Annotated in this window: 30 protein-coding genes; 26 read left to right on the top strand and 4 right to left on the bottom strand. The window is 44.1% G+C overall.

Features of this window, described 5'->3' with window-relative positions:
• Positions 1-13: 13 nt before the first annotated feature.
• Together GQ359_RS05100 and GQ359_RS05095 are read left to right on the top strand one after the other, a co-directional pair.
• The gene (locus GQ359_RS05100; protein ID WP_215385705.1) at positions 14-637 is read left to right on the top strand and encodes a bifunctional 2-polyprenyl-6-hydroxyphenol methylase/3-demethylubiquinol 3-O-methyltransferase UbiG; all 624 of its coding nucleotides are present in this window, start codon (positions 14-16) and stop codon (positions 635-637) included.
• On the top strand, positions 634-1350 hold the full coding sequence (locus GQ359_RS05095; protein ID WP_215385704.1) for a Crp/Fnr family transcriptional regulator: 717 nt from the start codon (positions 634-636) through the stop codon (positions 1348-1350). Before GQ359_RS05100 ends, GQ359_RS05095 begins: the two co-directional genes overlap by 4 nt.
• 60 nt (positions 1351-1410) lie before the next feature.
• Here the strand turns inward: GQ359_RS05095 and GQ359_RS05090 are convergent, their stop codons facing one another.
• Entirely contained in the window at positions 1411-1719 is a 309-nt protein-coding gene (locus GQ359_RS05090; protein WP_215385703.1) for a high-potential iron-sulfur protein, read from the bottom strand.
• A 201-nt stretch (positions 1720-1920) separates the two neighbouring features.
• Between GQ359_RS05090 and GQ359_RS05085 the strand changes: the two genes are divergently transcribed.
• The 7 genes from GQ359_RS05085 to GQ359_RS05055 all read left to right on the top strand — a co-directional run bounded on the left by GQ359_RS05085 (position 1921) and on the right by GQ359_RS05055 (position 5892).
• The gene (locus GQ359_RS05085) at positions 1921-2505 is read left to right on the top strand and encodes a rhodanese-like domain-containing protein (RefSeq protein ID WP_215385702.1); all 585 of its coding nucleotides are present in this window, start codon (positions 1921-1923) and stop codon (positions 2503-2505) included.
• Between the two features lie 152 nt (positions 2506-2657).
• A complete protein-coding gene (locus GQ359_RS05080) occupies positions 2658-3182 on the top strand; it encodes a YeeE/YedE thiosulfate transporter family protein (protein WP_215385701.1) in 525 nt (174 codons plus the stop codon).
• Between the two features lies 1 nt (position 3183).
• Positions 3184-3753, top strand: a complete 570-nt coding sequence (locus tag GQ359_RS05075) for a YeeE/YedE thiosulfate transporter family protein (RefSeq protein WP_215385700.1) — start codon at positions 3184-3186, stop codon at positions 3751-3753.
• Positions 3754-3772: 19 nt separating this feature from the next.
• Complete coding sequence (locus GQ359_RS05070; protein WP_215385699.1) at positions 3773-4006, top strand: hypothetical protein; 234 nt, start codon at positions 3773-3775, stop codon at positions 4004-4006.
• A 9-nt stretch (positions 4007-4015) separates the two neighbouring features.
• On the top strand, positions 4016-4639 hold the full coding sequence (locus GQ359_RS05065) for a hypothetical protein (RefSeq protein ID WP_215385698.1): 624 nt from the start codon (positions 4016-4018) through the stop codon (positions 4637-4639).
• A gap of 13 nt (positions 4640-4652) precedes the next feature.
• Positions 4653-5630 carry a sulfurtransferase gene (locus GQ359_RS05060; protein ID WP_215385697.1) on the top strand — a complete coding sequence of 326 codons (978 nt, stop codon included), beginning with the start codon at positions 4653-4655 and terminating at the stop codon, positions 5628-5630.
• 46 nt (positions 5631-5676) lie between these two features.
• The gene (locus GQ359_RS05055) at positions 5677-5892 is read left to right on the top strand and encodes a DUF2892 domain-containing protein (protein ID WP_215385696.1); all 216 of its coding nucleotides are present in this window, start codon (positions 5677-5679) and stop codon (positions 5890-5892) included.
• 70 nt (positions 5893-5962) lie between these two features.
• On the opposite strand, the gene GQ359_RS05050 is transcribed toward GQ359_RS05055, so the two are convergent.
• Positions 5963-7072 carry an ABC transporter ATP-binding protein gene (locus GQ359_RS05050; RefSeq protein ID WP_215385695.1) on the bottom strand — a complete coding sequence of 370 codons (1110 nt, stop codon included), beginning with the start codon at positions 7070-7072 and terminating at the stop codon, positions 5963-5965.
• The gene (modB, locus tag GQ359_RS05045) at positions 7072-7722 is read right to left on the bottom strand and encodes a molybdate ABC transporter permease subunit (RefSeq protein ID WP_215387820.1); all 651 of its coding nucleotides are present in this window, start codon (positions 7720-7722) and stop codon (positions 7072-7074) included. Before modB ends, GQ359_RS05050 begins: the two co-directional genes overlap by 1 nt.
• Before the next feature lie 101 nt (positions 7723-7823).
• Here modB and GQ359_RS05040 point away from each other — a divergent pair, with 101 nt between their 5' ends.
• The 17 genes from GQ359_RS05040 to mnmH all read left to right on the top strand — a co-directional run bounded on the left by GQ359_RS05040 (position 7824) and on the right by mnmH (position 20634).
• Positions 7824-8165, top strand: a complete 342-nt coding sequence (locus GQ359_RS05040) for a metalloregulator ArsR/SmtB family transcription factor (RefSeq protein WP_215387819.1) — start codon at positions 7824-7826, stop codon at positions 8163-8165.
• Between the two features lie 82 nt (positions 8166-8247).
• Positions 8248-9603: a sulfite dehydrogenase gene (soxC, locus tag GQ359_RS05035; RefSeq protein ID WP_371822468.1), complete on the top strand. Its 1356-nt coding sequence runs from the start codon at positions 8248-8250 to the stop codon at positions 9601-9603.
• The gene (locus GQ359_RS05030; protein WP_215387817.1) at positions 9587-10666 is read left to right on the top strand and encodes a c-type cytochrome; all 1080 of its coding nucleotides are present in this window, start codon (positions 9587-9589) and stop codon (positions 10664-10666) included. The genes soxC and GQ359_RS05030 overlap by 17 nt, the downstream gene beginning before the upstream one ends.
• Positions 10667-10751: 85 nt before the next feature.
• Complete coding sequence (gene soxY, locus GQ359_RS05025; RefSeq protein ID WP_215387816.1) at positions 10752-11204, top strand: thiosulfate oxidation carrier protein SoxY; 453 nt, start codon at positions 10752-10754, stop codon at positions 11202-11204.
• Positions 11205-11258: 54 nt separating this feature from the next.
• A complete protein-coding gene (soxZ, locus tag GQ359_RS05020; RefSeq protein ID WP_215387815.1) occupies positions 11259-11567 on the top strand; it encodes a thiosulfate oxidation carrier complex protein SoxZ in 309 nt (102 codons plus the stop codon).
• 37 nt (positions 11568-11604) lie between these two features.
• Positions 11605-12447 (top strand): sulfur oxidation c-type cytochrome SoxA, encoded by an 843-nt coding sequence (soxA, locus tag GQ359_RS05015; RefSeq protein ID WP_215387814.1) that lies wholly within the window; start codon positions 11605-11607, stop codon positions 12445-12447.
• 18 nt (positions 12448-12465) lie between these two features.
• On the top strand, positions 12466-13071 hold the full coding sequence (soxX, locus tag GQ359_RS05010) for a sulfur oxidation c-type cytochrome SoxX (protein WP_215387813.1): 606 nt from the start codon (positions 12466-12468) through the stop codon (positions 13069-13071).
• A gap of 45 nt (positions 13072-13116) precedes the next feature.
• Entirely contained in the window at positions 13117-14853 is a 1737-nt protein-coding gene (gene soxB / locus GQ359_RS05005; protein WP_215387812.1) for a thiosulfohydrolase SoxB, read from the top strand.
• A 13-nt stretch (positions 14854-14866) separates the two neighbouring features.
• Positions 14867-15301 (top strand): DsrE family protein, encoded by a 435-nt coding sequence (locus GQ359_RS05000; RefSeq protein ID WP_215387811.1) that lies wholly within the window; start codon positions 14867-14869, stop codon positions 15299-15301.
• Positions 15302-15316: 15 nt separating this feature from the next.
• The gene (locus tag GQ359_RS04995; protein WP_215387910.1) at positions 15317-16288 is read left to right on the top strand and encodes an MBL fold metallo-hydrolase; all 972 of its coding nucleotides are present in this window, start codon (positions 15317-15319) and stop codon (positions 16286-16288) included.
• A 60-nt stretch (positions 16289-16348) separates the two neighbouring features.
• The gene (locus GQ359_RS04990) at positions 16349-16663 is read left to right on the top strand and encodes a hypothetical protein (RefSeq protein WP_251367941.1); all 315 of its coding nucleotides are present in this window, start codon (positions 16349-16351) and stop codon (positions 16661-16663) included.
• 16 nt (positions 16664-16679) lie between these two features.
• Positions 16680-17801, top strand: a complete 1122-nt coding sequence (locus GQ359_RS04985; protein WP_215387810.1) for a YeeE/YedE family protein — start codon at positions 16680-16682, stop codon at positions 17799-17801.
• Positions 17802-17824: 23 nt separating this feature from the next.
• A complete protein-coding gene (locus tag GQ359_RS04980; protein WP_215387809.1) occupies positions 17825-18262 on the top strand; it encodes a YeeE/YedE family protein in 438 nt (145 codons plus the stop codon).
• A 3-nt stretch (positions 18263-18265) separates the two neighbouring features.
• Positions 18266-18697, top strand: a complete 432-nt coding sequence (locus tag GQ359_RS04975; RefSeq protein ID WP_215387808.1) for a DUF6691 family protein — start codon at positions 18266-18268, stop codon at positions 18695-18697.
• A gap of 63 nt (positions 18698-18760) precedes the next feature.
• A complete protein-coding gene (locus GQ359_RS04970) occupies positions 18761-19105 on the top strand; it encodes a TIGR01244 family sulfur transferase (RefSeq protein ID WP_114653005.1) in 345 nt (114 codons plus the stop codon).
• 27 nt (positions 19106-19132) lie between these two features.
• Positions 19133-19552, top strand: a complete 420-nt coding sequence (locus GQ359_RS04965) for a thioesterase family protein (protein ID WP_215387807.1) — start codon at positions 19133-19135, stop codon at positions 19550-19552.
• 8 nt (positions 19553-19560) lie between these two features.
• Positions 19561-20634, top strand: a complete 1074-nt coding sequence (mnmH, locus tag GQ359_RS04960; RefSeq protein WP_215387806.1) for a tRNA 2-selenouridine(34) synthase MnmH — start codon at positions 19561-19563, stop codon at positions 20632-20634.
• Here mnmH and GQ359_RS04955 read toward each other — a convergent pair.
• Complete coding sequence (locus GQ359_RS04955) at positions 20631-21809, bottom strand: acyl-CoA dehydrogenase (protein WP_215300785.1); 1179 nt, start codon at positions 21807-21809, stop codon at positions 20631-20633. The two genes, mnmH and GQ359_RS04955, sit on opposite strands and share 4 nt — an antisense overlap.
• Positions 21810-21858: the final 49 nt, after the last annotated feature.

Genomic DNA, 21858 nt, shown 5'->3' with positions numbered 1-21858 from the left:
GATTAGGAGATCCATGAGTTTTACAGATGCCACTCAGTTTTGGAATGAACGTTTTAATCGAGAAGAGTTTATCTTTGGCAAAGAGCCAAATGAATATCTTGTTGAGCAAACATCTCGATACCTAAAACCGAATGCTTCTGTGCTCTGCATCGCCGATGGAGAAGGGCGTAATGGAGTTTGGCTCGCCAAGCAAGGGATGCGTGTTACTGGTTTTGATGTTTCTGATATTGCGCTTGTTAAGGCGAAACAGTTTGCTAAAGACAACGAAGTCAATATTGAATATAGTCTTTGCGATACGGATGGGTTTGACTGGAAAACTAATTCCTATGATGCAATCATTGCTATCTTTATACAATTTGCTGATCCAGAAATGCGAGTTAGGATTTTTAAGCAAGTACATCAGACTTTGAAACCCGGCGGTATATTTATTCTCCAGGGCTACACGCCCAAGCAGCTGGAGTACAAGACTGGTGGCCCATCTTTAATCGAGCACCTCTATACCGAAGAGATGATTCGTAAACTTAGCTACGACTTTGAAATCCTAGATCTTCAGTGCTACGAAAAAGAATTATCTGAAGGTGCTAGACATACTGGCATGTCAGCTTTACTCGGCATGGTTGCCAAAAAAATCGCATGAAAACCATCGAGATCAAAAGTGCTTGGCAAGGCAACAGCGACTGTAATGCTTGCTCTATCAGAAGCTCTGCACTCTTTGCTGAATTAAATGAAGATGATTTTTCCAAAATACATGAGCCAATTGATGACCTTCGATTTGAGTCGCATTCGGGAATTTACAACCAGGGCGAAGCTGCTGATTTCCTGTACACCTTGAGGGATGGGTATATCAAGTTACTTCATATTAATTCAGATGGATCTGGAAGAATTGTCCGCTTAGTAGTTCCTGGAGATCTATTTGGTATGGAGGCGCTCTTAGGTGACAGTTATGCCCATTCAGCAGCCGCACTATCCAATATCCATCTCTGCCGTATCCCTAAAAAAATCATCTCTTCTTTAGGCGAAGAGTCACCTCGATTGCATCGTCAGATTGTTAAGAAGTGGGGCGAAGCGCTTGCCCAATCGGAGTCTTGGTTTTCTGAAATTAATACGGGTAGGATTGAAGTACGTCTTGCGCGTTTCTTTCTCAGGACCGCTAAGGTTTCTGGTGATATGGCAGTTGCCCCATTATTTAAGAGGGAAGATATGGGTTTAATGATGGATGTGAAATTCGAGACCATCAGTAGGGCGCTTGCATCTATGGCCGATCAAGGGGTTATTTCAAATGTCACCCGCCTTAGCATTCAAATACCTAGTCTTGAGAAGCTAAAAGCCTTCTCACAAGCCAGCTCGTAAATCTGTAGACAAGAAAAAAGCTGCCGAAGCAGCTTTTTATGATGTGCTACTAGGGAAGCATTAGGCTTTCTTAGCGTAAGCAGAGCACCAGCCTTTGGCGGCAACTTGTTTTGTGCCAAATAATGAGCAGCCACCCTGTGTAGCTGAACCTTTTGCTTGCCATAATGCGCAGTTATCGCACTCTTGACCAGCTGCATATTTTGGATATTTTGCTTTATCAACAGTTGTTGCAACTGCCTTGTAACCCAAAGCAGCAGCTTGTGGATCAGTTTCAGAAACCATTGCTTGAGCTTGAACTTTACCGTTCAAAGCGATTGTGCAGGCACCAGCTGCAGACAAAATCATGAATTGGCGACGACTATTTTTCATTGAAACTCCATTATTAAAGGGATCGTGGGTAGCAATTACCGCTAGCTTCCTGGCATGATAATACTGCTAAATTCGCCATCAATAGGGGTTTCTCTGTATTAATTTACCCGTGACTTAGGGCGAAACTACAAATCTATGCATAAATGCGTATATATGCATTTAAAACGCCATTTCTGCATCCCATTACTGAAAAGAGACTTTATGAAGAAATTATTAGTTTGCTGCCTAACCCTTGTTTCGGGCTTTGTTTTGGCGCAGTCTGCACCATCTTCCAATCCAGAATTACTCCAAATTATTGATAAATCAACCAAGTTTGTTGTTAATACATCCAAGGGGCCCGTTGAAATCACCCGAGTGATGACCTCTTGCGCCAAGAATAAAGGCTGGTTACAGCCATTAATCCCAATTAAGGGTGTTGTTCCTGTAGATGAGATTGACGTGTTGAATGCATTAAATGATAAAGACGCAATTGTTGTTGATATGCGTGTTGTTGATGATCGTGTAAAGGGCACAATTCCTGGTTCTGTTGGCATTCCGTATACCGAGGTTGCGATGCGCATGGATGAACTCGGTTGCAAGAAGCCATCTGCCGGCTCCACTAAATGGGATTGCTCTAAGGCTAAAAAGGTCTATGCCTTTTGCAATGGTCCTGTTTGCCCACAAAGCCCTATGGCTATGGCAGCAATGACACGTGATGGTTTTCCAGCCAGCAAGATTTACTACTATCGCGGCGGCATGCTGGATTGGGATGCCTTAGGTTTAACTACGGTTAAGGGCGAATTTTAAATATTTTCTTGTTCGTTCTTTTACGGGGGGCTTTGCCCCCCTTTTTTTGATCTACATCAAAATGATTCGCTTATTTCATCTTGACTGTGTTGATCCTAGGTAATATTATATAAATTAATATATTATTAATACCTTAATTGAGGTGATCAAAAATGAATAAAGAAAAACTGGGTCAACCAGCTCCATACTGGAATCCCTTGCTTGCGGGCATCTTGCTCGGGATTGTTCTGTTATCCACATTTGCTTTTACCGGACATGGTTTGGGTGCTACAGGATTTACAACGCGCCTAACAGCATGGTTTGGAATGTACCTTCTGCCAGCAGCCACTAATGCCAATGAATATCTCGGAGGAATGGTTGAAGAGGGCAAGCCCTTGGATGCATGGATCACTTGGCAGGTAATTGGGGTTGCTCTAGGCGCTCTCATCTCGGCATTTTTTGCAGGAAGAATTGCAATCAAGTTAGATGGTCAGAAATTCTTAGGAGGCTCTAAGCGACCTCTAACTGCCTTATTTGGCGGAATCTTGGCTGGCTTTGGCGCTCGCATTGCTGCAGGCTGTACTAGTGGTCTCGGTTTATCTGGCGCGGCTGTTCTGAGTTTGGCTGGATTTACATTTTTAGGTACATTCTTCGCGGTTGGATTACTTGCTAGCCGCCTAATGAAAGAGGAGAAATAAGATGGGAACAATTCTTTCGGGTTTATTGATAGGTGGAGCATTTGGATTTGTGCTCGAGCGGGCTGGTTTTGGCAATCCCAACAAATTAACAGGCCAATTTCGCTTAACAGATTGGTCGGTATTTAAAGTCATGTTTACTGCAATCGTTTTTGCAGCGGTCGGACTTTTCATTCTGGAAAAGACTGGTTTCGTGGAGAGTGGCAGCCTTTTCGTTCCCCCATCATTTTTAGGTGCGGCAGCTTTGGGTGGTGCATTTGTCGGTGCCGGTTTCGCTATTGGTGGCTATTGTCCTGGCACTTCAGTAGTTGGTCTGATGTCAGGTCGCATTGATGCCGGAATCTTTCTGATTGGTTTGCTACTGGGAACAATCCTATTTGCAGGCATCTATCCAAGCATTGAATCTCTTACGACTTTGGGTGAGATAGCAAATGCAGATTCATTACCGGAGCTTTTCAACGTCTCAAGCATTTCTATAGACCTCATCATGGTGCTTGCTGCAATTGGTGTATTTATCTTGGGCGCATGGATGGAGAAGAAATCCACGGGCCCTGTCAGTTCTCAAGAAATCTAATACTTCAAAAGGAAAAATAATGTCTAAAAAATCAACAGTAGCTGCGCTTGCTTTAGCTTTAGCTGGATTGGCAGCGGCCCCTATGGCTAATGCTGCAGATGCTCCAGCAACTCCAGCTGGTGCCGAACAAAAGAACCCATGCGGACCCAAGAAGGAATCAAGCAATCCATGTGGCCCGGCTAAGAAAAAAGCAGCCAACCCATGTGGTCCAGCAAATCCTTGTGGCCCTAAAAAACGTAAATCTGCTGATTAATTTACTACCGTGCTCATTCAATCTACTCTCTGTTTGGCTGCTCAAGAAATAGCTAGCATCCAAACGCGTTACGCAAAAAAAGGTTTGACTTTAAGCCAAGCAGCGTTGTGCGGCGCGCGAGAGTTTATTGAGTGGAATCACTATCCCAAAAATGATCTCTCAGATCCCGATAGTGGATATGAGTTTTACTACCATGCACATACAGCTGATGAGATGCAAGATGGTGAGCACGGTCACTTCCATTTATTCAAGCGTAATGGAGTGGAATTCCATCACCTCATTGGCATCGCATTAAATCAGCAAGGCTTGCCAGTACGTTTATTCACTACAAACCAGTGGGTTACTGGGGAGAAGTTAATCTCCGCAGATCTGGTGCTGGATGAATTGCGTAACTTTGATATGGCAACCAAGGGTCGCTTGGGTCCGGTGTCCCGTTGGGTTAGTGCACTTACTAAGCTATTTTTTACCGATATGAAAGTATTAATAGTTGAAAGGGATCACAAAATTACTCAACTAGAAATTGACCGTGGTGACTTGAAGTCGGCTCTCAATTCAAGGGAGCACCACGTATTAACTGAAAGCAAGATTGATTTATTAGATCGACTTTCGCAATATTTATTACCTGCAAATTAATCAAGGAGTTCAAATGAAAAAGATTCAAATAGGACTAGTCGTTGCGATTACAAGTTTTATTGGATTAGTGCACGCGGTAAGTTTGCCGGGCCCATTAGTTAGCGCTGAATGGCTTGCTGCCAATCAATCAGAGGTTCAGATCTTAGAGGTTCGCGGCGATGTAGCCAGCTATACCCGTGCCCCTGAATTTGAAATTGATAAAAAAACAGGGAAGAAGTTTTTAGTTGAGGTAGGCGGCCATATTCCAGAGTCCACATTGCTTGACTTTAAAAAGGTAAGGGTTGATCGCATGATTGACGGGAAAAAGATCAAGTATCTGATTCCTGAAAAAGCAGACTTTGAAAAAATTATTCAGTCGGTGGGCATCAATTCTGACAAGCCAATTGTTTTAGTTCCTATTGCCCAAGATATTTCTGATATTGATGAAGCTTTGCGCGCGTATTGGCAATTTAAGGTTTATGGTGAGGACAATATCGCCGTATTAGATGGTGGCATGGCAGGCTGGCTTTCTGAAGGACGCGATTTTTCTGTTGCCCCATCAATTAAAACCAATGGAACATGGGTTGGTAAAGCTGAGCGTAAAGAGTTGATTGCTAACTCTGAGCAGGTTGCATTAGCTTCTAAAACAGGTAAAACTACTTTGATCGACGCACGTCAACCTGTTCAGTTTTTTGGTTTAAATAAGCGTGACTATGTAGGTGCTTACGGTCACATTGCGGGTGCAAAGGAATTGGCTCCTGAGTTATTAGCAAAGCCTACAAAAGGGGCTCTGTATTTCTGGGATAAGAATACTTACAACGCATTATTCACTTCAAACGGAATCAACCCAAAGACGCCGGCAATTAGCTATTGCAATAGCGGTCACTTAGCTGCAGGCGGTTGGTTTGTTATGTCTGAATTAGTCGGCAATAAATCAACCAAGCTTTATGACGGCTCTTTATACCTCTGGACTCTTGAAGGTCGCCCACTGGTTGGTGTTCCACTTAATTAAATAGTAGTTCACTTTTTTCAGTAATAAATTTAAACAAGGATGTAATATGAAATGCAATGTTGGTGGTATCGACCGTATCTTACGTATTGTTGCTGGCCTAGTATTGATTGGTTTGGCTGTCACAGGAACAACTGGGGCCTGGGCTTGGATTGGTGTTATTCCACTAGCCACTGGAGCCTTTAAATTTTGCCCAGCCTATCCATTATTGGGTATTAATACTGGTGCTAAAGATTCATGTAGCGATAGCAGTTCCAGCAAGTAATACTGTTTTAACTAGAACGCTTGTTAGATCAAAGTCTAGCAAGCGTTTTTGTCTTTAATAAAGCGGAGATCTAATGATCAATAAAGCGTCGCGGATCATTGATGGGTCGCAATGGCATGATGTGGATCTGATTGCCATCAAGCTCGAGATGCATTTGACTGCCGACCACCATAGATAGCCTTCTCACTTCTGCAGAAGATGCCTCCCATTCAACGGTATTTTCGCTACCTTCAATACGCAACTGAATTACGGCGATCTGACCAAGGCTGCTCATCTTCTCCACTACTGTCGGTACGCTAGTCATGGTTGGGGTGACGTGAACGCTGAGGCCGCTCTGGGGGATAACCCAAGCCACACGCACTTTAGGTGGAATTTTGCCTTTGTCGGCAACCCTAAAGAGTTGATTGCAACCATCCCAACTTAAGTTACCCGAATCGAACACACCATGAAACATATTGCTAATACCAACTAATTCAGCAACGCGAGAATTTCTTGGCCTTTGAAATAAGACCTGCGGCGCTGCAGTTTGCAGGCTAATGCCTTTGTCTATAACGGTAATCTGGTCTGCAAGTAAGTCTGCTTCACGTAAATCATGAGTGACCAATAGAATTGGGATATTCAGATCTTTTCTAAGATCTGCCAGAGTTTTATACAAACCCTGGCGGGTTGGGGCATCGATAGCTGAGAAGGGCTCATCCAGCAGCAATACTTTTGGTTGGCGTGCTAGAGCTCTGGCGAGTGCTACCCGTTGTTGTTGACCGCCAGAAAGTTGATGCGGCATTCGCTCGGCCAAATTAGAAATGCCCATTCGATCTAATAAATCCATACTGATAGTCTTGCGTTTACTTGTGGAAAGGCCAGAGTTTTGTAATGGAATCGATACGTTGTCTAAGGCATTCAAATGTGGAAATAGGGCATATTGTTGAAATAAGAATCCACATGACCGTTGTGCGGGCGCTAGGTGAAGCGCTTTAGGATTCAGGTCGTTACCTTCAAACCAGATCATCCCTTCACACTGAATAACTCCGGTAGCAGGCTTGTTTAGGCCGGCAATGGTTCTGAGAACTGAAGTTTTGCCGCTCCCGGAGGGGCCAACTAAAGCATGCAACTCACCTGGCGCACATTCAAGATTGATTTGCAGTGGATTCGGGTAGGTTTGGCTAATCTTGATTTTTAGCATTAGCTCAAGCTCCCGCGGCGACCGCGATTCTGCCCAAATACCCCATATGAAAGCGCTATACAAACAAGAGATGTACCAAGGAGCACAAGCGCGATAGCGCCAGCACCAGCAGTATCAAAGCTCTGAACCTTGTCATAAATAGCAATGGAGGCCGTTTTGGTCTCCCCGGGTATGGCTCCGCCAACCATGAGGACAACGCCGAATTCACCAAGGGTGTGGGCAAAGGTAAGGGCGGCGGCACCGGTAATACCTCGCCAAGATAGCGGCAACTCGATCAACCGAAAGATTTGCCAATCACTCAGACCGCTCACCTGAGCAGCTTCTCTGATTTCAGGATTAATAGCCTCAAATGCTCTCTGGATAGGCTGAATGGCGAAGGGGATATTGACAATTAATGAGGAAATCAGAATGCCTGTGAATGAAAATACTATTGGGGAGCCAAAAATACTGGTATTACCAAAAGAAACCAGAAAGTAATAACCTAAAACAGTGGGCGGCAGGACTAATGGAAGTGCTAGGGCAGCCTCAATCCATGGCCGACTTTTATTGAGCTTAAGCAGCCTATGGGCAACCCAGATCCCAAAGGGAAGAATTAGAGCCATAGTCCAAAAAGCAAGCTTTAGGGATAGCAGAATTGCATCAATATCCATTTTTTTGATTGTATTGCCTTTGAGGCTAGGGTATCCCACTATATAAGTGTTTGCCGCTTCGGTGTCCAATATGCATGTATACGCATATATAATCTTAGCCTGTGAATATCAAAGTAAAAGTTAAAAAAGCCACCAAAGACCTTTCTCCACAAGCCATGGAAAAGGTATTTGCTAATGTTGCTGAATATTTCAGCGTTCTTTCGGAGCCATCACGCCTGCGCATCATGTATGCAGTTTGCAGTGGCGAAAAGTCTGTTTCTGAGGTTGTTGAGTTGTGCGGCTCCAGTCAGGCCAATGTCTCTCGTCATCTTGCAGCCCTACATAAAGCCGGAATTTTACTTAGGCGTAAAGAAGGTACAACCGTTTTTTACTCTATCGCTGATAACGCAACCGTTGAAATGTGTCAGACAGTCTGCGCAAAAATTGCCGAGAGTTTGCATTAATTTTTTTTAAGAATCTATTCATCAAAGTAGAGAACACATGACCAAAAAACAAATAGAGATCAGTGCGCAAGATATCAGCGCTATCGAAAAGCCGACTAACCGTGCTCGTCTGGTTAAGGCTCCTGAGCATTTTATTTCTCAGGAACTGATTGCTGACATCAACGCCAATGGCTTGGATGAAAACCGTCGCGGCTTCTTGCGCAAGGGTTTCATGTCTGCTTTAGGTGGCGCGGCGGCAGGGCTAACAGCTCCGCTAGCGATGGCTGCAGGTGAGGGCGATCCTGCGATTCTGGAGAAGCAAGAATGGCAAACTACCCTCGGTAAGAATGTGGCAACTATGCCTTACGGTATGCCATCTATTTACGAGTCAAACTTGATTCGTCGAGAGTCTCCAGGCTTAACTCGAGTATCAGCAGCCTCAGTTGCCTTTACTCCGCTTCAAGGTTTGTTTGGAACAATCACTCCTAACGGATTGCATTTTGAGCGTCACCATCAAGGTTGGTACAACCTCAATCCTGAGACTCATCGCCTGATGGTTAATGGCTTAGTGAAAAACCCACGCGTTTTCACAATGAATGATTTGATGAGATTGCCATCAGTTTCTCGTACTCACTTTATTGAGTGCGGCGCTAATACTGGTCTTGAGTGGGGTAACGTTGCTGTACCTACTGTTCAGTACACGCACGGCATGCTTTCTTGCTGTGAGTTCACTGGCGTTCCTTTGAAGGTATTGCTTGAAGAATGTGGCGCTGACCTCAAAAAAGGCAAGTTCATGCTTGCTGAAGGTGGTGATGGTTCAGGTATGACTCGCACCATTAATCTTGAGAGTTGCTTGAATGACACCATCGTAGCTTGGGGTATGAACGGTGAGATGTTGCGCCCTGAAAATGGTTTCCCATTACGCTTGGTAGTGCCAGGTGTTCAGGGTGTTAGTTGGGTGAAATGGTTGCGCCGCCTTGAAGTGGGTGACATGCCATGGAATGCAAAAGATGAAGCGGTTCACTACATTGAACTCATGCCAGACGGTACACATCGTCAGTACGCATCGATTCAAGAATGTAAATCTGTAATCACAACTCCATCTGGTGGTCAGCAGTTACTTGACAAAGGTTTCTACAACGTCAGCGGTATGGCTTGGTCTGGTCGCGGCAAGATCCGGCGTGTTGATGTTTCGTTCGATGGTGGAAATAACTGGCGCACTGCTCGTCTAGAAACACCAATCCTAGATAAATCTATTACCCGCTTTAATATCGACTGGGTGTGGGATGGCTCACCTGCTATTTTGCAGTCGAGAGCGATGGACGATACAGGCTATATTCAGCCAACCATTAAAAAATTGCGTGATGTTCGCGGTACAAGATCGATCTATCACAACAATGCAATTCAATCCTGGAAATTAGATTCAAATGGCGAGGTCAGCAATGTACAAGTTGGATAAATTAACTGCTCGTATTGGTTTTGCGGCGCTTTTAGTTTTAGGTGCTCACAGTGCGGTTGCACAATCGGATTCTGCTAAATATCCAGGTATTGGTCGTCATGCAACGATGGCTGAAGTAGCAGCTTGGGATATTGATGTTCGTCCAGATTTCAAGGGTCTCCCAAAGGGATCTGGCTCAGTTCAAAAAGGTCAGGAAATTTGGGAAGCCAAGTGTGCAAGTTGTCACGGCACCTTCGGTGAGTCAAACGAAATCTTTACACCTATTGCTGGTGGCACCACCAAGGATGATGTAAAGACAGGTCGCGTAGCTTCATTAATTGATATGAAGCAACCCCAAAGAACAACCTTAATGAAGGTACCAACAGTATCTACATTGTGGGACTATATCTACCGCGCAATGCCGTGGAATGCCCCAAGATCTCTAACGCCTGACGATACCTACGCCCTTGTTGCATTTATTTTGAGTCTAGGCGAGATTGTTCCGGATGATTATGTGCTGAGCGATAAGAATATTGCTGAAGTCAAAATGCCGAACCGCAATGGCATGACGACTAAGCATGGTTTCTGGAGCGTTAGCGGTAAGCCTGATGTCAATGGCAGCTCATGTATGAAAAATTGTGTTCAATTCGTTCAAATCGGCTCAACCTTGCCTGATTTCGCTCGAAATGCACACGAGAACATTGCAGAGCAAAACCGTATGTACGGCCCATATCGTGGTGCAGATTCAACTAAACCACCGTTAGCTAAATTGCCTGGCGCTTCTGGTGAAGGCTTAGCCCATGCTAAGGATACGCATTCATCAGCCAAAAAAGGCCCGGCTGCTTTATTCCAGAGCGAAAATTGCTCTGCTTGCCATGCACCTAACGCTAAGCTAGTTGGCCCATCAATTGCTGATGTTGCTAAGAAGTATGAGGGTCAGAGTGGTGCGCTTGAGAAGCTAATGACCAAGGTCAAGATGGGTGGAGCGGGAGTTTGGGGTTCTATTCCAATGCCACCGCAAGCTCAGCTTTCTGATGAAGATCGCAAGACTTTAGTGACTTGGATGCTCTCTGGTGGCAAATAAAACGGCCAATTAGGTAGTAACCTGAATGTTTTAATGCAAAATAAGCAATAAATTGATAGAAGTTAAGATTAATAAAGGAGTTTTTATGAATCAGCAGCGACGCAGTTTAATGAAGTATTCAGCAGTATTTGGTCTGATGGCTTCTTCAGGCCTTATTAGTACTGCCCAAGCACAGGAGTGGAATAAAGCCGCTTTTGAAGGCAAGAGCTTGGATGACGTTTTTAAAATTTTAGGTGCTGGTAGCCCGGACAAATCTTCTGCCGTTACTCTGAACGCTCCTGATATTGCTGAAAATGGCGCGGTAGTTCCTGTTGGAATTACTACTACCCTTAAGGCTGAGCAGTTGGCGATCTTGGTTGAAAAGAACCCTAGCGCTTTAGCTGCCCAATTCTTTATTCCTGCAGGCACTGATGCGTTTGTTACAACCCGTATCAAAATGGGTCAAACATCCAATGTTTATGGCTTAGCCAAGGCTGATGGTAAGTGGCTTATGACTGTTAAAGAAGTCAAAGTAACGCTTGGTGGTTGCGGCGGTTAATCCCGAAGCAAATTCATAGACACAATTCACACATAGAATAAAAGAGGAACCAAAATGGCTGATCCAATGCGCGTAAGAGCTGCTGAAAACGGCGGTACTGTAGATGTAAAAATTTTGATGAAACACGATATGGAGTCTGGTCAGCGTAAAGACGCGTCCGGTAAAACTATTCCTCAGTGGTTTATCAGCACAATTAATGTTACCGCCAATGGTAAGAAAGTATTTACAGGCGAATTTGGTCCTGCAGTTTCTAAGGATCCATTTTTGAACTTTAAATACAAAGGCGCTAAAGGCGACAAAATTGTTGTGACTTGGAACGACAACAAAGGCGACAAACGTACTGATGAAGCAACTGTTTCTTAATATCAATACGCATAATTAAAACTATAAAAGGGTTACCATGAAAACACGCATTTTATATGGCGTCATTATTGGCTTATTTGCAGTATTGCAAGGCTGTTCAAGCCCTGCAAAAAATGAGGCTTCTACAGCCGCTACTCCTACTGGGGGTGCTCCAACTGACGAAATTGAAAAATATCGTGCAATGATTGCCGATGGTAACCCTGCTGATTTGTATGAAGCGGCCGGTGAAGATCTTTGGAAAAAGCCAATGGGCCCAAAGAATGTATCACTTGAAAAATGCGATTTGGGTATGGGGCCTGGGGTTGTAAAGGGTGCCTATACACAATTGCCAAAATACTTCAAAGACACCAACCAAGTTCAAGATCTAGAATCTCGCCTTGTTACCTGTATGTCTAAGTTGCAAGGATATGATGCAAATGAGATCGTTAAGGCAGGATTTAGCAAAGGCAAACGTAAAGATCTAGAGGCTGTAGTTGCCTATGTAGTAGCAGAATCTAAGGGCATGCCCATTAATGTTGTGGCCAAGCATCCTAAGGAAAAGCAGGCATACGCAATGGGCAAACAGTCATTCTTTTATCAGGGTGGCCCAATGGACTTCTCCTGTGCATCATGTCACGCATCCAATGGCAAACGAATTCGTCTCCAAGATTTGCCTAACATCACCGAGCAAAAAGGTGCTGCTTTAGGCTGGGGTTACTGGCCCGCATACCGCGTTTCTAGCGGTACTTTCTGGACCATGCAACGTCGTCTGAACGACTGCTACCGTCAGCAACGTTTCCCAGAGCCAATCTATATTTCCGAAAATACCATTGCAGTCTCCATGTATATGGCTGTAAATGCTAAGGGCGGAACCATGAATGCACCAGGACTGAAGCGTTAATCGCTGGAGATAAATAATATGAAAAACAAATTATCAATTTTGGCGTTTACGCTACTAGCTGCAGCAGGTACTGTCAGTGCTGCTACTCCATTTGAAAAGATGATGTCCTCTAGTTTTGAGGCTAAAGGTCAGGCTGGATTAGATCGTTTAGATCAAGATGCGGCTCAAAAGTTTTGCTCAAATCTTGTAAATTTAGATGGTGGCGGTGATGTCAAGATGCGCGAAAAAATCCAGAATGAAAATATGAAAACCATCAAGCAGCCTTCTGATGGTAAATATATTGGCGACTGGAAGAATGGTGAGAAGATTGCGCAAAGTGGTCGAGGCGCTACCTGGTCTGATAAAGCTGGATCAGCAAATGGTGGTGGTTGCTATAACTGTCATCAAATTAACATTAAAGAAGTCTCTTACGGAAATATTGGCCCATCACTTTGGAACTACGGAAAGTTACGTGGTTACTCCAAAGAGGTAGTGGAGTACACCTGGAACCGAATTAATAATTCGAAAGCCTACAACGTGTGTAGCAATATGCCTCGCTTCGGTCACTTCAAGCTCTTAAATGAGAAGCAAATGCAGGATGTCATGGCATTGCTCCTAGATCCAGAGTCGCCTGTTAACAAGTAATAAAAATAAACAGGCCGAAAGGCCTGTTTTCTTTAGGAAAATACTATGTCTTTAAATCGTCGTGAGTTTTTGCAAGCATTAGCCATCGCCTCAGCTGGCGGCATGAGTTTGCAATCTAATTTTGCAAACGCGCAAACTACTGCGCAAAAATTCTATGATTTGCCGAAGTTTGGTAATGTTCATTTCCTGCACTTCACTGACTGTCACGCACAACTTCTGCCAATCTATTTCCGCGAGCCTAATGTGAATCTTGGTATTGGCGCTCAAGAAGGCAAAACTCCTCATTTGGTCGGCGAATATTTTTTAAAGGCGAATGGCATTAAGCCAGGAACACGTGATGCACATGCATTCACATATCTTGATTACGTAGCGGCGGCTCAAAACTACGGCAAGGTTGGTGGCTTTGCACACATGGCAACCCTGATCAAGCAAATCAAAGCAAGTCGCCCAGGGGCACTCTTGTTAGACGGTGGCGATACTTGGCAAGGCTCAGGTACTTCTCTATGGACTAACGGCCAGGACATGGTTGATGCGGCGCTCCTCTTAGGCGTTGACGTCATGACTCCACACTGGGAAATGACTCTTGGTGAGAAGCGCGTTATGGAGATTGTGAACGGCGACTTCAAAGGCAAAGTGTCCTTTGTAGCCCAAAATATTAAGACTGCAGACTTCGGTGATTCAGTATTTAATCCTTACGTCATGAAGGTTCAAAATGGCATTCAGGTAGCGGTGATTGGTCAAGCCTTCCCATACACCCCAATTGCTAACCCACGTTACTTCACACCTGATTGGACATTTGGTATCCAAGAAGAAAATCTGCAAAAGACTATTAATGAAGTGAAGGCTAAGGGAGCAAAAGTGGTTGTATTGCTCTCTCATAATGGCATGGACGTCGACTTAAAAATGGCATCCCGCGTTACTGGTTTAGATGCGATTATGGGTGGTCATACTCACGATGGTGTTCCAATTCCAGTCAAGGTCAAGAATTCTGGTGGCGTAACTTTAGTTACCAATGCTGGTTCGAATACTAAATTCTTAGGCGTATTGGACTTTGATGTGAAGGGCGGCAAACCGGTTGATTTCCGTTACAAACTCTTCCCAATCTTCTCCAATATGATCCCAGCTGATCCTGCAATGAATAAGCTGATTCAAAAAATTAGAGCGCCATACGAAGCTAAGCTCAACGAAAAATTGGCCACAACAGAAGGTCTCTTGTATCGCCGTGGAAACTTTAATGGTAGCTTTGACCAACTGATCTTGGATGGCCTCATGGCTCAGAAGAATGCGGAGATTGCATTCTCACCAGGTTTCCGTTGGGGAACTAGCTTATTGCCAGGACAAGCAATTACTCGTGAAAATCTCCTTGATCAAACAGCGATTACCTATCCGTACACAACAGTAACGAATATGAATGGTGAGATGATCAAAACGATTCTTGAGGACGTTGCGGATAACCTCTTTAACCCTGATCCATACTATCAACAGGGTGGTGACATGGTTCGCGTTGGTGGCTTGCAATACACGATTGATCCTGCTGAAACTGCTGGCAAGCGTATTACCGATATGCGCCTAAATGGCAAGGCAATTGAGCCAAACAAGACCTACAAAGTAGCTGGTTGGGCTCCTGTAAGCGAAGAAGCTAAAAATGCTGGCGGCGAGGCAATTTGGGATGTTATTGAGCGCCACCTACGTGATGTCAAAGTAGTGAAGGCAGTCCAACTCAATGAGCCAATTATTAAGGGTGTTAAGAATAATCCAGGCATGGTTGCACTTAAATCATAAGAGAGAGACGCACATGAAAAAATATTTATCACTAGTCGCATCTTTGATTATTGCTAGTACCGCATTAATTGCTCAGCATGCTACAGCTGCTGGCTCCAGCGTTGTGTATCACATTGATGATGCAGAAGCACAAGGTATTAAGGGTTTGAGAAATGTGCGCAATCATATGGATGTAGCACCAGAAACCAAAATCATCGTTGTCACCCACGCCAATGGGGTTGACATCATGATGGAAGGCGCGAAGGATAAGAAGAACAATATTGAATATGCTCCTTTAGTTGGGGCCCTGAAGTCACGTGGTGTTCGCTTTGAGGTTTGTGAGATTACTTTAAAAAATAGGAATCTAAAGAAGGATCAGTTTATTCTGGATACCGACTTCACACCGTCTGGCGTAGCAAGAATTGGCGATCTTCAATTTAAAGATCATTTTGCTTACATCAAGCCATAATCTCATTCGGTGAACATGCTCCTGCGCGGTATTCACCATCTAAAAATAGCATTATTGATTAATGCTATTTTTTTTGGCTTTTGCTTTGCTCAAAGCAGTCCAGCCAAAAATGATCCGGCAGGTATATTGCTAAATCCCATTAAAGTTGCGCCGCATACTTACTTCGTTCAAGGTAGGGCGGAATTAGGTAGCAGCGAGAATCAAAACTTTATCTCTAATGCAGGTTTTGTTGTAACTCCCAAGGGGGTCGTTGTCATTGACGCCTTGGGTTCTCCAACCCTTGCGCAAAAGTTAATTAAAGAGATTTCAAAAGTTACTAAGCAAAAAATTATTGCTGTTGTGGTAACTCACTATCACGCAGATCATGTATACGGACTTCAAGAGTTTAAGAAAATTGGCGCAAAGATCTATGCTCAAGGGGAGGGTAGAAGCTACATTTCCTCAGAAACAGCAAAGCAGCGGCTTATTGCATCTAGGGTTGATTTTGCACCGTGGGTTAATGAGCAAACCAAACTAATTGCTGCAGATACTTGGATTGATAAGCAATTAAAGTTGAATATTGGCGGAGTGGAGTTTTTAATTAGCCGGGTTGGCCCAGCCCATGCTCCTGAGGATCTATTGGTCTATATTCCGTCTGAAGGCGTGCTTTTTGCGGGGGATCTCGTTTTCCGCGGAAGAATTCCTTTTGTGGGTAATGCTGATAGCAAAGGCTGGTTGAAAGCTTTAGATGAGTTTGAGAAATTCAATCCTAAGGTAGTAATACCCGGTCATGGGCCTCAATCCATTAATCCAATAGAAGATATCCGCTTTACTAGGGATTATTTGCGCTATTTACGGGAATCTATGGAGCCATCAGCCCTCAACCTGGATCCTTTCGAGGAGGCTTATGCCAAGACGGATTGGTCAGAATACGACGGAATGCCCTTATTTAGGGCTGCAAACCGCATGAATGCCTATAACGTCTACCTCTCAATTCAGGCGGAATAAGACAGATTTGTCGTCTGGGCTTTAAAATAGTCGTTTACTTCGCTAAATGACTGATTTCAAATGAAATTGCCAATATTAAAGCCTGTAGTTACCCTCTTTTTCGCCTTTGGGATGTTGTCAGCAAATGCCAGCCCAGATATCGCTAACGGCAAGAAGATTGATGAACAAAAATGCTACGCATGTCATGCCAAGAAATCCGGCTTTGGTAATGGCGATATGATCTACACCCGTAGCGATAGCAAGGTTAAAAGTCTGCAGAATTTAAAGTCGATGGTCGCCATGTGTAATACAGAGCTGCGTCTCGATCTTTTTCCTGAGGATGAAGCTGATGTCACCGCCTTCCTCAATAAACAGTTTTATAAATTCAAAAAATAATTAAAGAATTTTCAATATGGAAGCAGTAGATATCAGCAGTATCAGTAAGGTAGTTCTTTGGTCGACTTTTGCCATTACTTTTTTGCTTGGTGCCGTAATGCAAAAAACCGGCTTTTGCAGCATGGGTGCAGTTTCAGATATTTATATTATGTCTAGCTGGGGTCGTCTAAAGCAATGGTTTCTGGCCATTGGCGTAGCGATTGTTGGATTTGCCTTCATGTCCTACCTAGGTCTTATTGATCCACTCAAGAGCATATATACCGGCAGTAAGCTTCTATGGCTCTCAACCATCGTAGGTAGTACGCTATTTGGATTCGGTATGGTGCTTGCATCAGGTTGCGGAAGCAAGACTCTGGTTCGCATTGGCGGTGGCAATCTTAAGTCCATCATTGTGTTTATTGTTCTTGGTTTAACTGCCTACATGACTATGAGGGGCTTTCTTGGTGTTATTCGCATTAATACCTTGGACTCGGTATTTATCACCCTAAATACACCTCAGGATTTGCCAAGTATTTTGAGCTCTGTTACCGGCATTGCCAGAAATAATTTACATCTTGCCCTGGGTTTGATTATTGGCTTTGCTTTCATTGCATATGCTCTTGCAAATAAGGCCTTCTGGACGGCAGAGAATCTATTTGCCGGAATATTTGTTGGTCTTGCTATTTGTGCAGTGTGGTTTATCTCGGGAAACTTGGGTTACCTTGCTGAGGACCCCAATACTTTGGAAGAGGTTTTCTTAGTGACCAACTCTGGGCGCATGGAAAGTCTCTCCTTTGTTGCACCTTATGCATTCTCATTGGATTGGTTAATGCTGTATAGCGATACCTCAAAAATCATTACAGTTGGTATCGCTGCCGTTGCAGGAATGATTTCTGGGTCTGCTTGCGTGTCGCTGATTACTAAGTCATTTCGCTGGGAGAGTTTCCGTAATACTGAAGATACCGCTAATCACTTAGTTGGTGCGACTTTGATGGGCTTCGGTGGTGTAACTGCACTGGGTTGTACTGTAGGTCAGGGCTTGAGTGGCATCTCTACTTTAGCTTTGGGCTCCATACTTGCCTTGCCAGGTTTTATCTTTGGTGCTTACATCGCTCTGCGTTATTTAGAGTCGCGTAATGCACCCAATCCTTGTAGTTAATTCATAGACTTAGATTAAATAATATGCAAATAGATTGGTTAGGTTTTTCTCCCGTACCTGCTTTTTTAGGTGGAATCTTATTGGGGGTTTCAGCTGCTTTGTATGTAATTCTGCATGGTCGTATTCTGGGCATTAGCGGTATTGTTTCCGGTTTACTCACTCCTAAAAATGGTGATGTTATTTGGCGCTTAAGCCTTGTTTTAGGCTTATTGAGCGCACCATTTTTAGGGAGTGTATTTTTTGATCTTCACACAATTACAGTGATAGATGCAGATTGGATTGCAATCATTATTGCTGGTTTGTTAGTCGGTTTTGGTTCTAGTTATGGCTCGGGCTGTACCAGTGGCCATGGTGTTTGCGGCTTATCTCGCCTGTCACCAAGATCTTTGGTTGCGACTTTATCTTTTATGAGTGCTGGGTTTTTGACTGTTTTTGTTATTCGCCATCTGTTAGGCCTATAAATCATGAGAAGACATTTCAATTTTTATAGCCAGTATTTGATCGGTGTTTTATTCGGAATTGGTTTAATCATTTCCGGTATGAGCAATCCTCAAAAGATTCTCAATTTTCTGGATCTTGCTGGTAACTGGGATCCATCCCTGATGTTTGTAATGGGTGGGGCAATTCTTGTTGGTTTGGGTGGCTTTTATTTAGTCTCCAAGCGTACTGAGGCTTTTTTCGGTGGCGCTCTTCATATTCCTACCAGAAGGGATATCTCTCAGCCACTTGTGATTGGTAGTCTGATTTTTGGAGCGGGGTGGGGTATTGCAGGCTTCTGCCCGGGTCCTGCAATCGTTGCCCTCGGAGCAGGTCATCTCAAGGCTTTTGTCTTCCTAGTGGCAATGCTTGCTGGTATGTGGATATGCAATCGATTCTTTACGGGTCACAAGAAGTAAGTCTGATTTAAAATCTGGATAATTCGTTTTTTTATACACTTTTATCTATTTTTTGAGGTTTAGATGAGCCTTCCTATTTCCTGCCACACCGATCAGTTCGGAACACTCGGTCAGATTGATCCCAGCCACTTAGCCGAAATTGTTAAGCAGGGTTACAAAAGCGTAATCAACAATCGTCCAGATTTTGAAGGTGGGCCCGATCAACCCACGAATGCTCAAATTCAAGCTCAAGCTGAAGCTTTAGGCTTGAACTATGCCTTTTTGCCTGTCATCCCTGGTGCGTTTACGCAGGATCAAGTTATTGAAATGGCACGTTTACTCAAAACAATGCCTGGTCCCATATTGGCATTTTGCCGTTCTGGTGCTCGCTCTACGAATCTGTACCAAATGGCGTTGCAAGTTCGTTGATTCACCTTTGATTGCCAGCGAGAATTCATGCGCATAGAGATCCCAGAGGAGAAGAAGTTTGTTCATGAGATGAATATGCCGATTCGTTGGGGTGATATGGATGCATATGGCCATGTCAACAATACGGTGTACTTTCGTTACATGGAACAGGCTAGGGTAGAGTGGATTACTTCTCTTGGTTACAACGTCGCGCCTGGTGACGAGTCTATGCTGATGATGAATGGCTTTTGCAACTTCTATCAACAGCTTTCCTACCCAGGCGATTTGATTTTAAAAACCTATATCGGAAATATCGGTCGTTCCAGTTTAGATGTCTTTACTACGATGGCTTTAACTACGCATCCAGATAGGATGGCTGCAGTCGGCGGAGCAACCATGGTGTGGGTCGATCTAAAGTCTGGTAAATCCGCGCCTTGGCCTGATGATGTGATCAGTAAGCTACGATAGGATATTGTTTGCAACCCAGCAATCCACATATTTTTAGCATTGAAAAGCTGGCGTCATCTTTAAATCAATTTGATGCCATCATTGATGTCAGGTCTCCAGCTGAATTTGCTTTGGATCATATTCCTGGCGCTATTAATCTTCCGGTCTTAAGTAATGATGAGCGCATTGAGATCGGCACCTTGTATAAGCAAGTATCACCTTTTGCTGCAAAGAAATTAGGTGCTGCCTATGTCTCACGTAATATTGCCAATCATTTAGAACACTCTCTCATCGACTTTCCAAGAGAATGGCGTCCTTTAATTTATTGCTGGCGGGGTGGTGAGCGCAGTGGTGCCTTCACCCATATCCTCAATCGTATTGGCTGGAAAGCTTTGCAATTACAGAATGGCTATCAAGGCTTTCGGCGTGTTGTGATTGATGGTTTAGATCAAGCTGCTAAAGATTTTTCTTTTCAGGTGATTGCTGGTATGACTGGTAGCGGCAAGACTCGCATTCTTCAGGAGATTGGCTTGCTGGGTCAGCAGATAGTTGACCTTGAGGGCTTAGCTATTCATCGTGGCTCAGTATTGGGTAATGAGCCGAATATTGATCAGCCATCTCAAAAAGGCTTTGAGACGAATCTGTGGAATGCATTTAATTCACTGGATCCATCCAAGATTGTTTTTGTTGAGTCAGAAAGCAAAAAGGTGGGTGGCTTACATATTCCGGATCCATTGATGGAGCGCATCCGTGCAGGCAAATGTATTGAGCTTCGCTCAAGTACTGCTACGCGCGTTTCTTGGCTTCTACGTGAGTACCGACATTTTTTATCCAATCCCGAAAGCTTTAAGCAAAAACTGGGCTTACTGACATCGCGTTATGGCAAGGATCAAATTACCAAATGGCATGAGGCAATTGATACAGGAGATTTTGAGAGTCTGGTGGAAGAATTATTGGTGATGCATTACGACCCATCCTACCAATCTTCTATTGTTCGTAACTTTCCAAGCTATCGCGAAGATCATTTCGTAGAGCTTGGAAATGACAGTGATGAAGCCTTTACAAAAACTGCAAAAGACCTCATCACCAAGACTGGCCTTTAACTAAAAGCCTGAATTCCGGTTTGTGCACGACCCAAGATAAGGGCGTGAATATCGTGCGTACCTTCATAGGTATTGACGACCTCCAGATTCAGCATATGACGCACTACGCCATACTCATCTGAGATGCCGTTTCCACCATGCATATCTCTAGCTAAGCGAGCTACATCTAAAGATTTACCGCAGGAATTACGTTTCATCATGGAGGTGATTTCTGGAGCCGCAATACCTTCATCTTTCATGCGACCTAAGCGTAAGCAACCTTGAAGAGCGAGCGTGATTTCAGTTTGCATGTCGGCCAGTTTCTTTTGAATGAGCTGATTGGCTGCAAGTGGGCGATCAAACTGTTTGCGATCCATAGTGTATTGGCGTGCGGCATACCAACACCACTCAGCAGCGCCAAGAGTGCCCCAAGCAATGCCGTAACGTGCTGAGTTCAGGCAGGTAAATGGGCCCTTGAGGCCAGTAATTTCTGGGAATTCATTTTCAGCCGGTACGAATACTTCATCCATCACGATTTCGCCGGTAATAGAAGCGCGTAGACCCATCTTGCCGCTGATCTTCGGGGCAGATAAACCCTTCATGCCTTTTTCTAAAATGAAGCCTCTAATCAAGCCTTCATCATTTTTAGCCCACACCACAAATACATCTGCAATAGGGGAGTTAGAAATCCACATCTTGGAGCCAGTAAGTGAGAAGCCCCCAGGAACTTTCTTAGCTCTCGTGATCATGCCGCCCGCATCCGAGCCAAAATTTGGCTCAGTTAATCCAAAGCAACCAATCCATTCACCAGTTGCGAGCTTGGGCAAATATTTTTGCTTTTGAGCCTCACTACCAAACTCATTAATAGGAACCATGACCAAGGATGATTGCACGCTCATCATGGAACGATATCCAGAGTCCACACGCTCAATTTCACGCGCGATCAATCCATAAGAAACGTAATTGAGATTTGCGCCACCATATTCTTCGGGAATGGTGATGCCTAAAAGACCAAGCTCACCCATTTCACGGAAGATGGCTGGATCAGTAGTTTCATTACGATAGGCATCATGAATACGCGGCATTAAACGACCCTGAGCATATTCAGCAGCAGCGTCACGCACCATGCGCTCATCTTCGCTTAATTGTGTATCGAGGAGTAGGGGGTCTGCCCAATTAAAACTAGCTTTGCTCATGGTTCTTTGTTGTCCTATCTTGGTTTTTAATCTGCACTCTGTGAAATTC

This window comes from Polynucleobacter sp. AM-7D1, from assembly GCF_018688455.1.
Taxonomy (GTDB): domain Bacteria; phylum Pseudomonadota; class Gammaproteobacteria; order Burkholderiales; family Burkholderiaceae; genus Polynucleobacter.
Note: the sequence above shows the minus strand (reverse complement) of the source record. Positions and strands in the feature narration are given on the sequence as shown.

Coding starts and splice junctions, on each gene's coding strand:
- GQ359_RS04975 (WP_215387808.1), top strand. CDS start 18,266: ATGAGAAGACATTTCAATTTTTATAGCCAGTATTTGATCGGTGTTTTA.
- GQ359_RS05070 (WP_215385699.1), top strand. CDS start 3,773: ATGTCTAAAAAATCAACAGTAGCTGCGCTTGCTTTAGCTTTAGCTGGA.
- GQ359_RS05085 (WP_215385702.1), top strand. CDS start 1,921: ATGAAGAAATTATTAGTTTGCTGCCTAACCCTTGTTTCGGGCTTTGTT.
- GQ359_RS05055 (WP_215385696.1), top strand. CDS start 5,677: ATGAAATGCAATGTTGGTGGTATCGACCGTATCTTACGTATTGTTGCT.
- GQ359_RS05075 (WP_215385700.1), top strand. CDS start 3,184: ATGGGAACAATTCTTTCGGGTTTATTGATAGGTGGAGCATTTGGATTT.
- GQ359_RS05000 (WP_215387811.1), top strand. CDS start 14,867: ATGAAAAAATATTTATCACTAGTCGCATCTTTGATTATTGCTAGTACC.
- GQ359_RS04995 (WP_215387910.1), top strand. CDS start 15,317: ATGCTCCTGCGCGGTATTCACCATCTAAAAATAGCATTATTGATTAAT.
- soxB (WP_215387812.1), top strand. CDS start 13,117: ATGTCTTTAAATCGTCGTGAGTTTTTGCAAGCATTAGCCATCGCCTCA.
- GQ359_RS04965 (WP_215387807.1), top strand. CDS start 19,133: ATGCGCATAGAGATCCCAGAGGAGAAGAAGTTTGTTCATGAGATGAAT.
- GQ359_RS04980 (WP_215387809.1), top strand. CDS start 17,825: ATGCAAATAGATTGGTTAGGTTTTTCTCCCGTACCTGCTTTTTTAGGT.
- soxX (WP_215387813.1), top strand. CDS start 12,466: ATGAAAAACAAATTATCAATTTTGGCGTTTACGCTACTAGCTGCAGCA.
- GQ359_RS05100 (WP_215385705.1), top strand. CDS start 14: ATGAGTTTTACAGATGCCACTCAGTTTTGGAATGAACGTTTTAATCGA.
- GQ359_RS04985 (WP_215387810.1), top strand. CDS start 16,680: ATGGAAGCAGTAGATATCAGCAGTATCAGTAAGGTAGTTCTTTGGTCG.
- GQ359_RS04955 (WP_215300785.1), bottom strand. CDS start 21,809: ATGAGCAAAGCTAGTTTTAATTGGGCAGACCCCCTACTCCTCGATACA.
- GQ359_RS05030 (WP_215387817.1), top strand. CDS start 9,587: ATGTACAAGTTGGATAAATTAACTGCTCGTATTGGTTTTGCGGCGCTT.
- GQ359_RS04970 (WP_114653005.1), top strand. CDS start 18,761: ATGAGCCTTCCTATTTCCTGCCACACCGATCAGTTCGGAACACTCGGT.
- soxA (WP_215387814.1), top strand. CDS start 11,605: ATGAAAACACGCATTTTATATGGCGTCATTATTGGCTTATTTGCAGTA.
- GQ359_RS05060 (WP_215385697.1), top strand. CDS start 4,653: ATGAAAAAGATTCAAATAGGACTAGTCGTTGCGATTACAAGTTTTATT.
- GQ359_RS05090 (WP_215385703.1), bottom strand. CDS start 1,719: ATGAAAAATAGTCGTCGCCAATTCATGATTTTGTCTGCAGCTGGTGCC.
- soxZ (WP_215387815.1), top strand. CDS start 11,259: ATGGCTGATCCAATGCGCGTAAGAGCTGCTGAAAACGGCGGTACTGTA.
- modB (WP_215387820.1), bottom strand. CDS start 7,722: ATGGATATTGATGCAATTCTGCTATCCCTAAAGCTTGCTTTTTGGACT.
- GQ359_RS05095 (WP_215385704.1), top strand. CDS start 634: ATGAAAACCATCGAGATCAAAAGTGCTTGGCAAGGCAACAGCGACTGT.
- GQ359_RS05080 (WP_215385701.1), top strand. CDS start 2,658: ATGAATAAAGAAAAACTGGGTCAACCAGCTCCATACTGGAATCCCTTG.
- soxY (WP_215387816.1), top strand. CDS start 10,752: ATGAATCAGCAGCGACGCAGTTTAATGAAGTATTCAGCAGTATTTGGT.
- GQ359_RS05050 (WP_215385695.1), bottom strand. CDS start 7,072: ATGCTAAAAATCAAGATTAGCCAAACCTACCCGAATCCACTGCAAATC.
- GQ359_RS04990 (WP_251367941.1), top strand. CDS start 16,349: ATGAAATTGCCAATATTAAAGCCTGTAGTTACCCTCTTTTTCGCCTTT.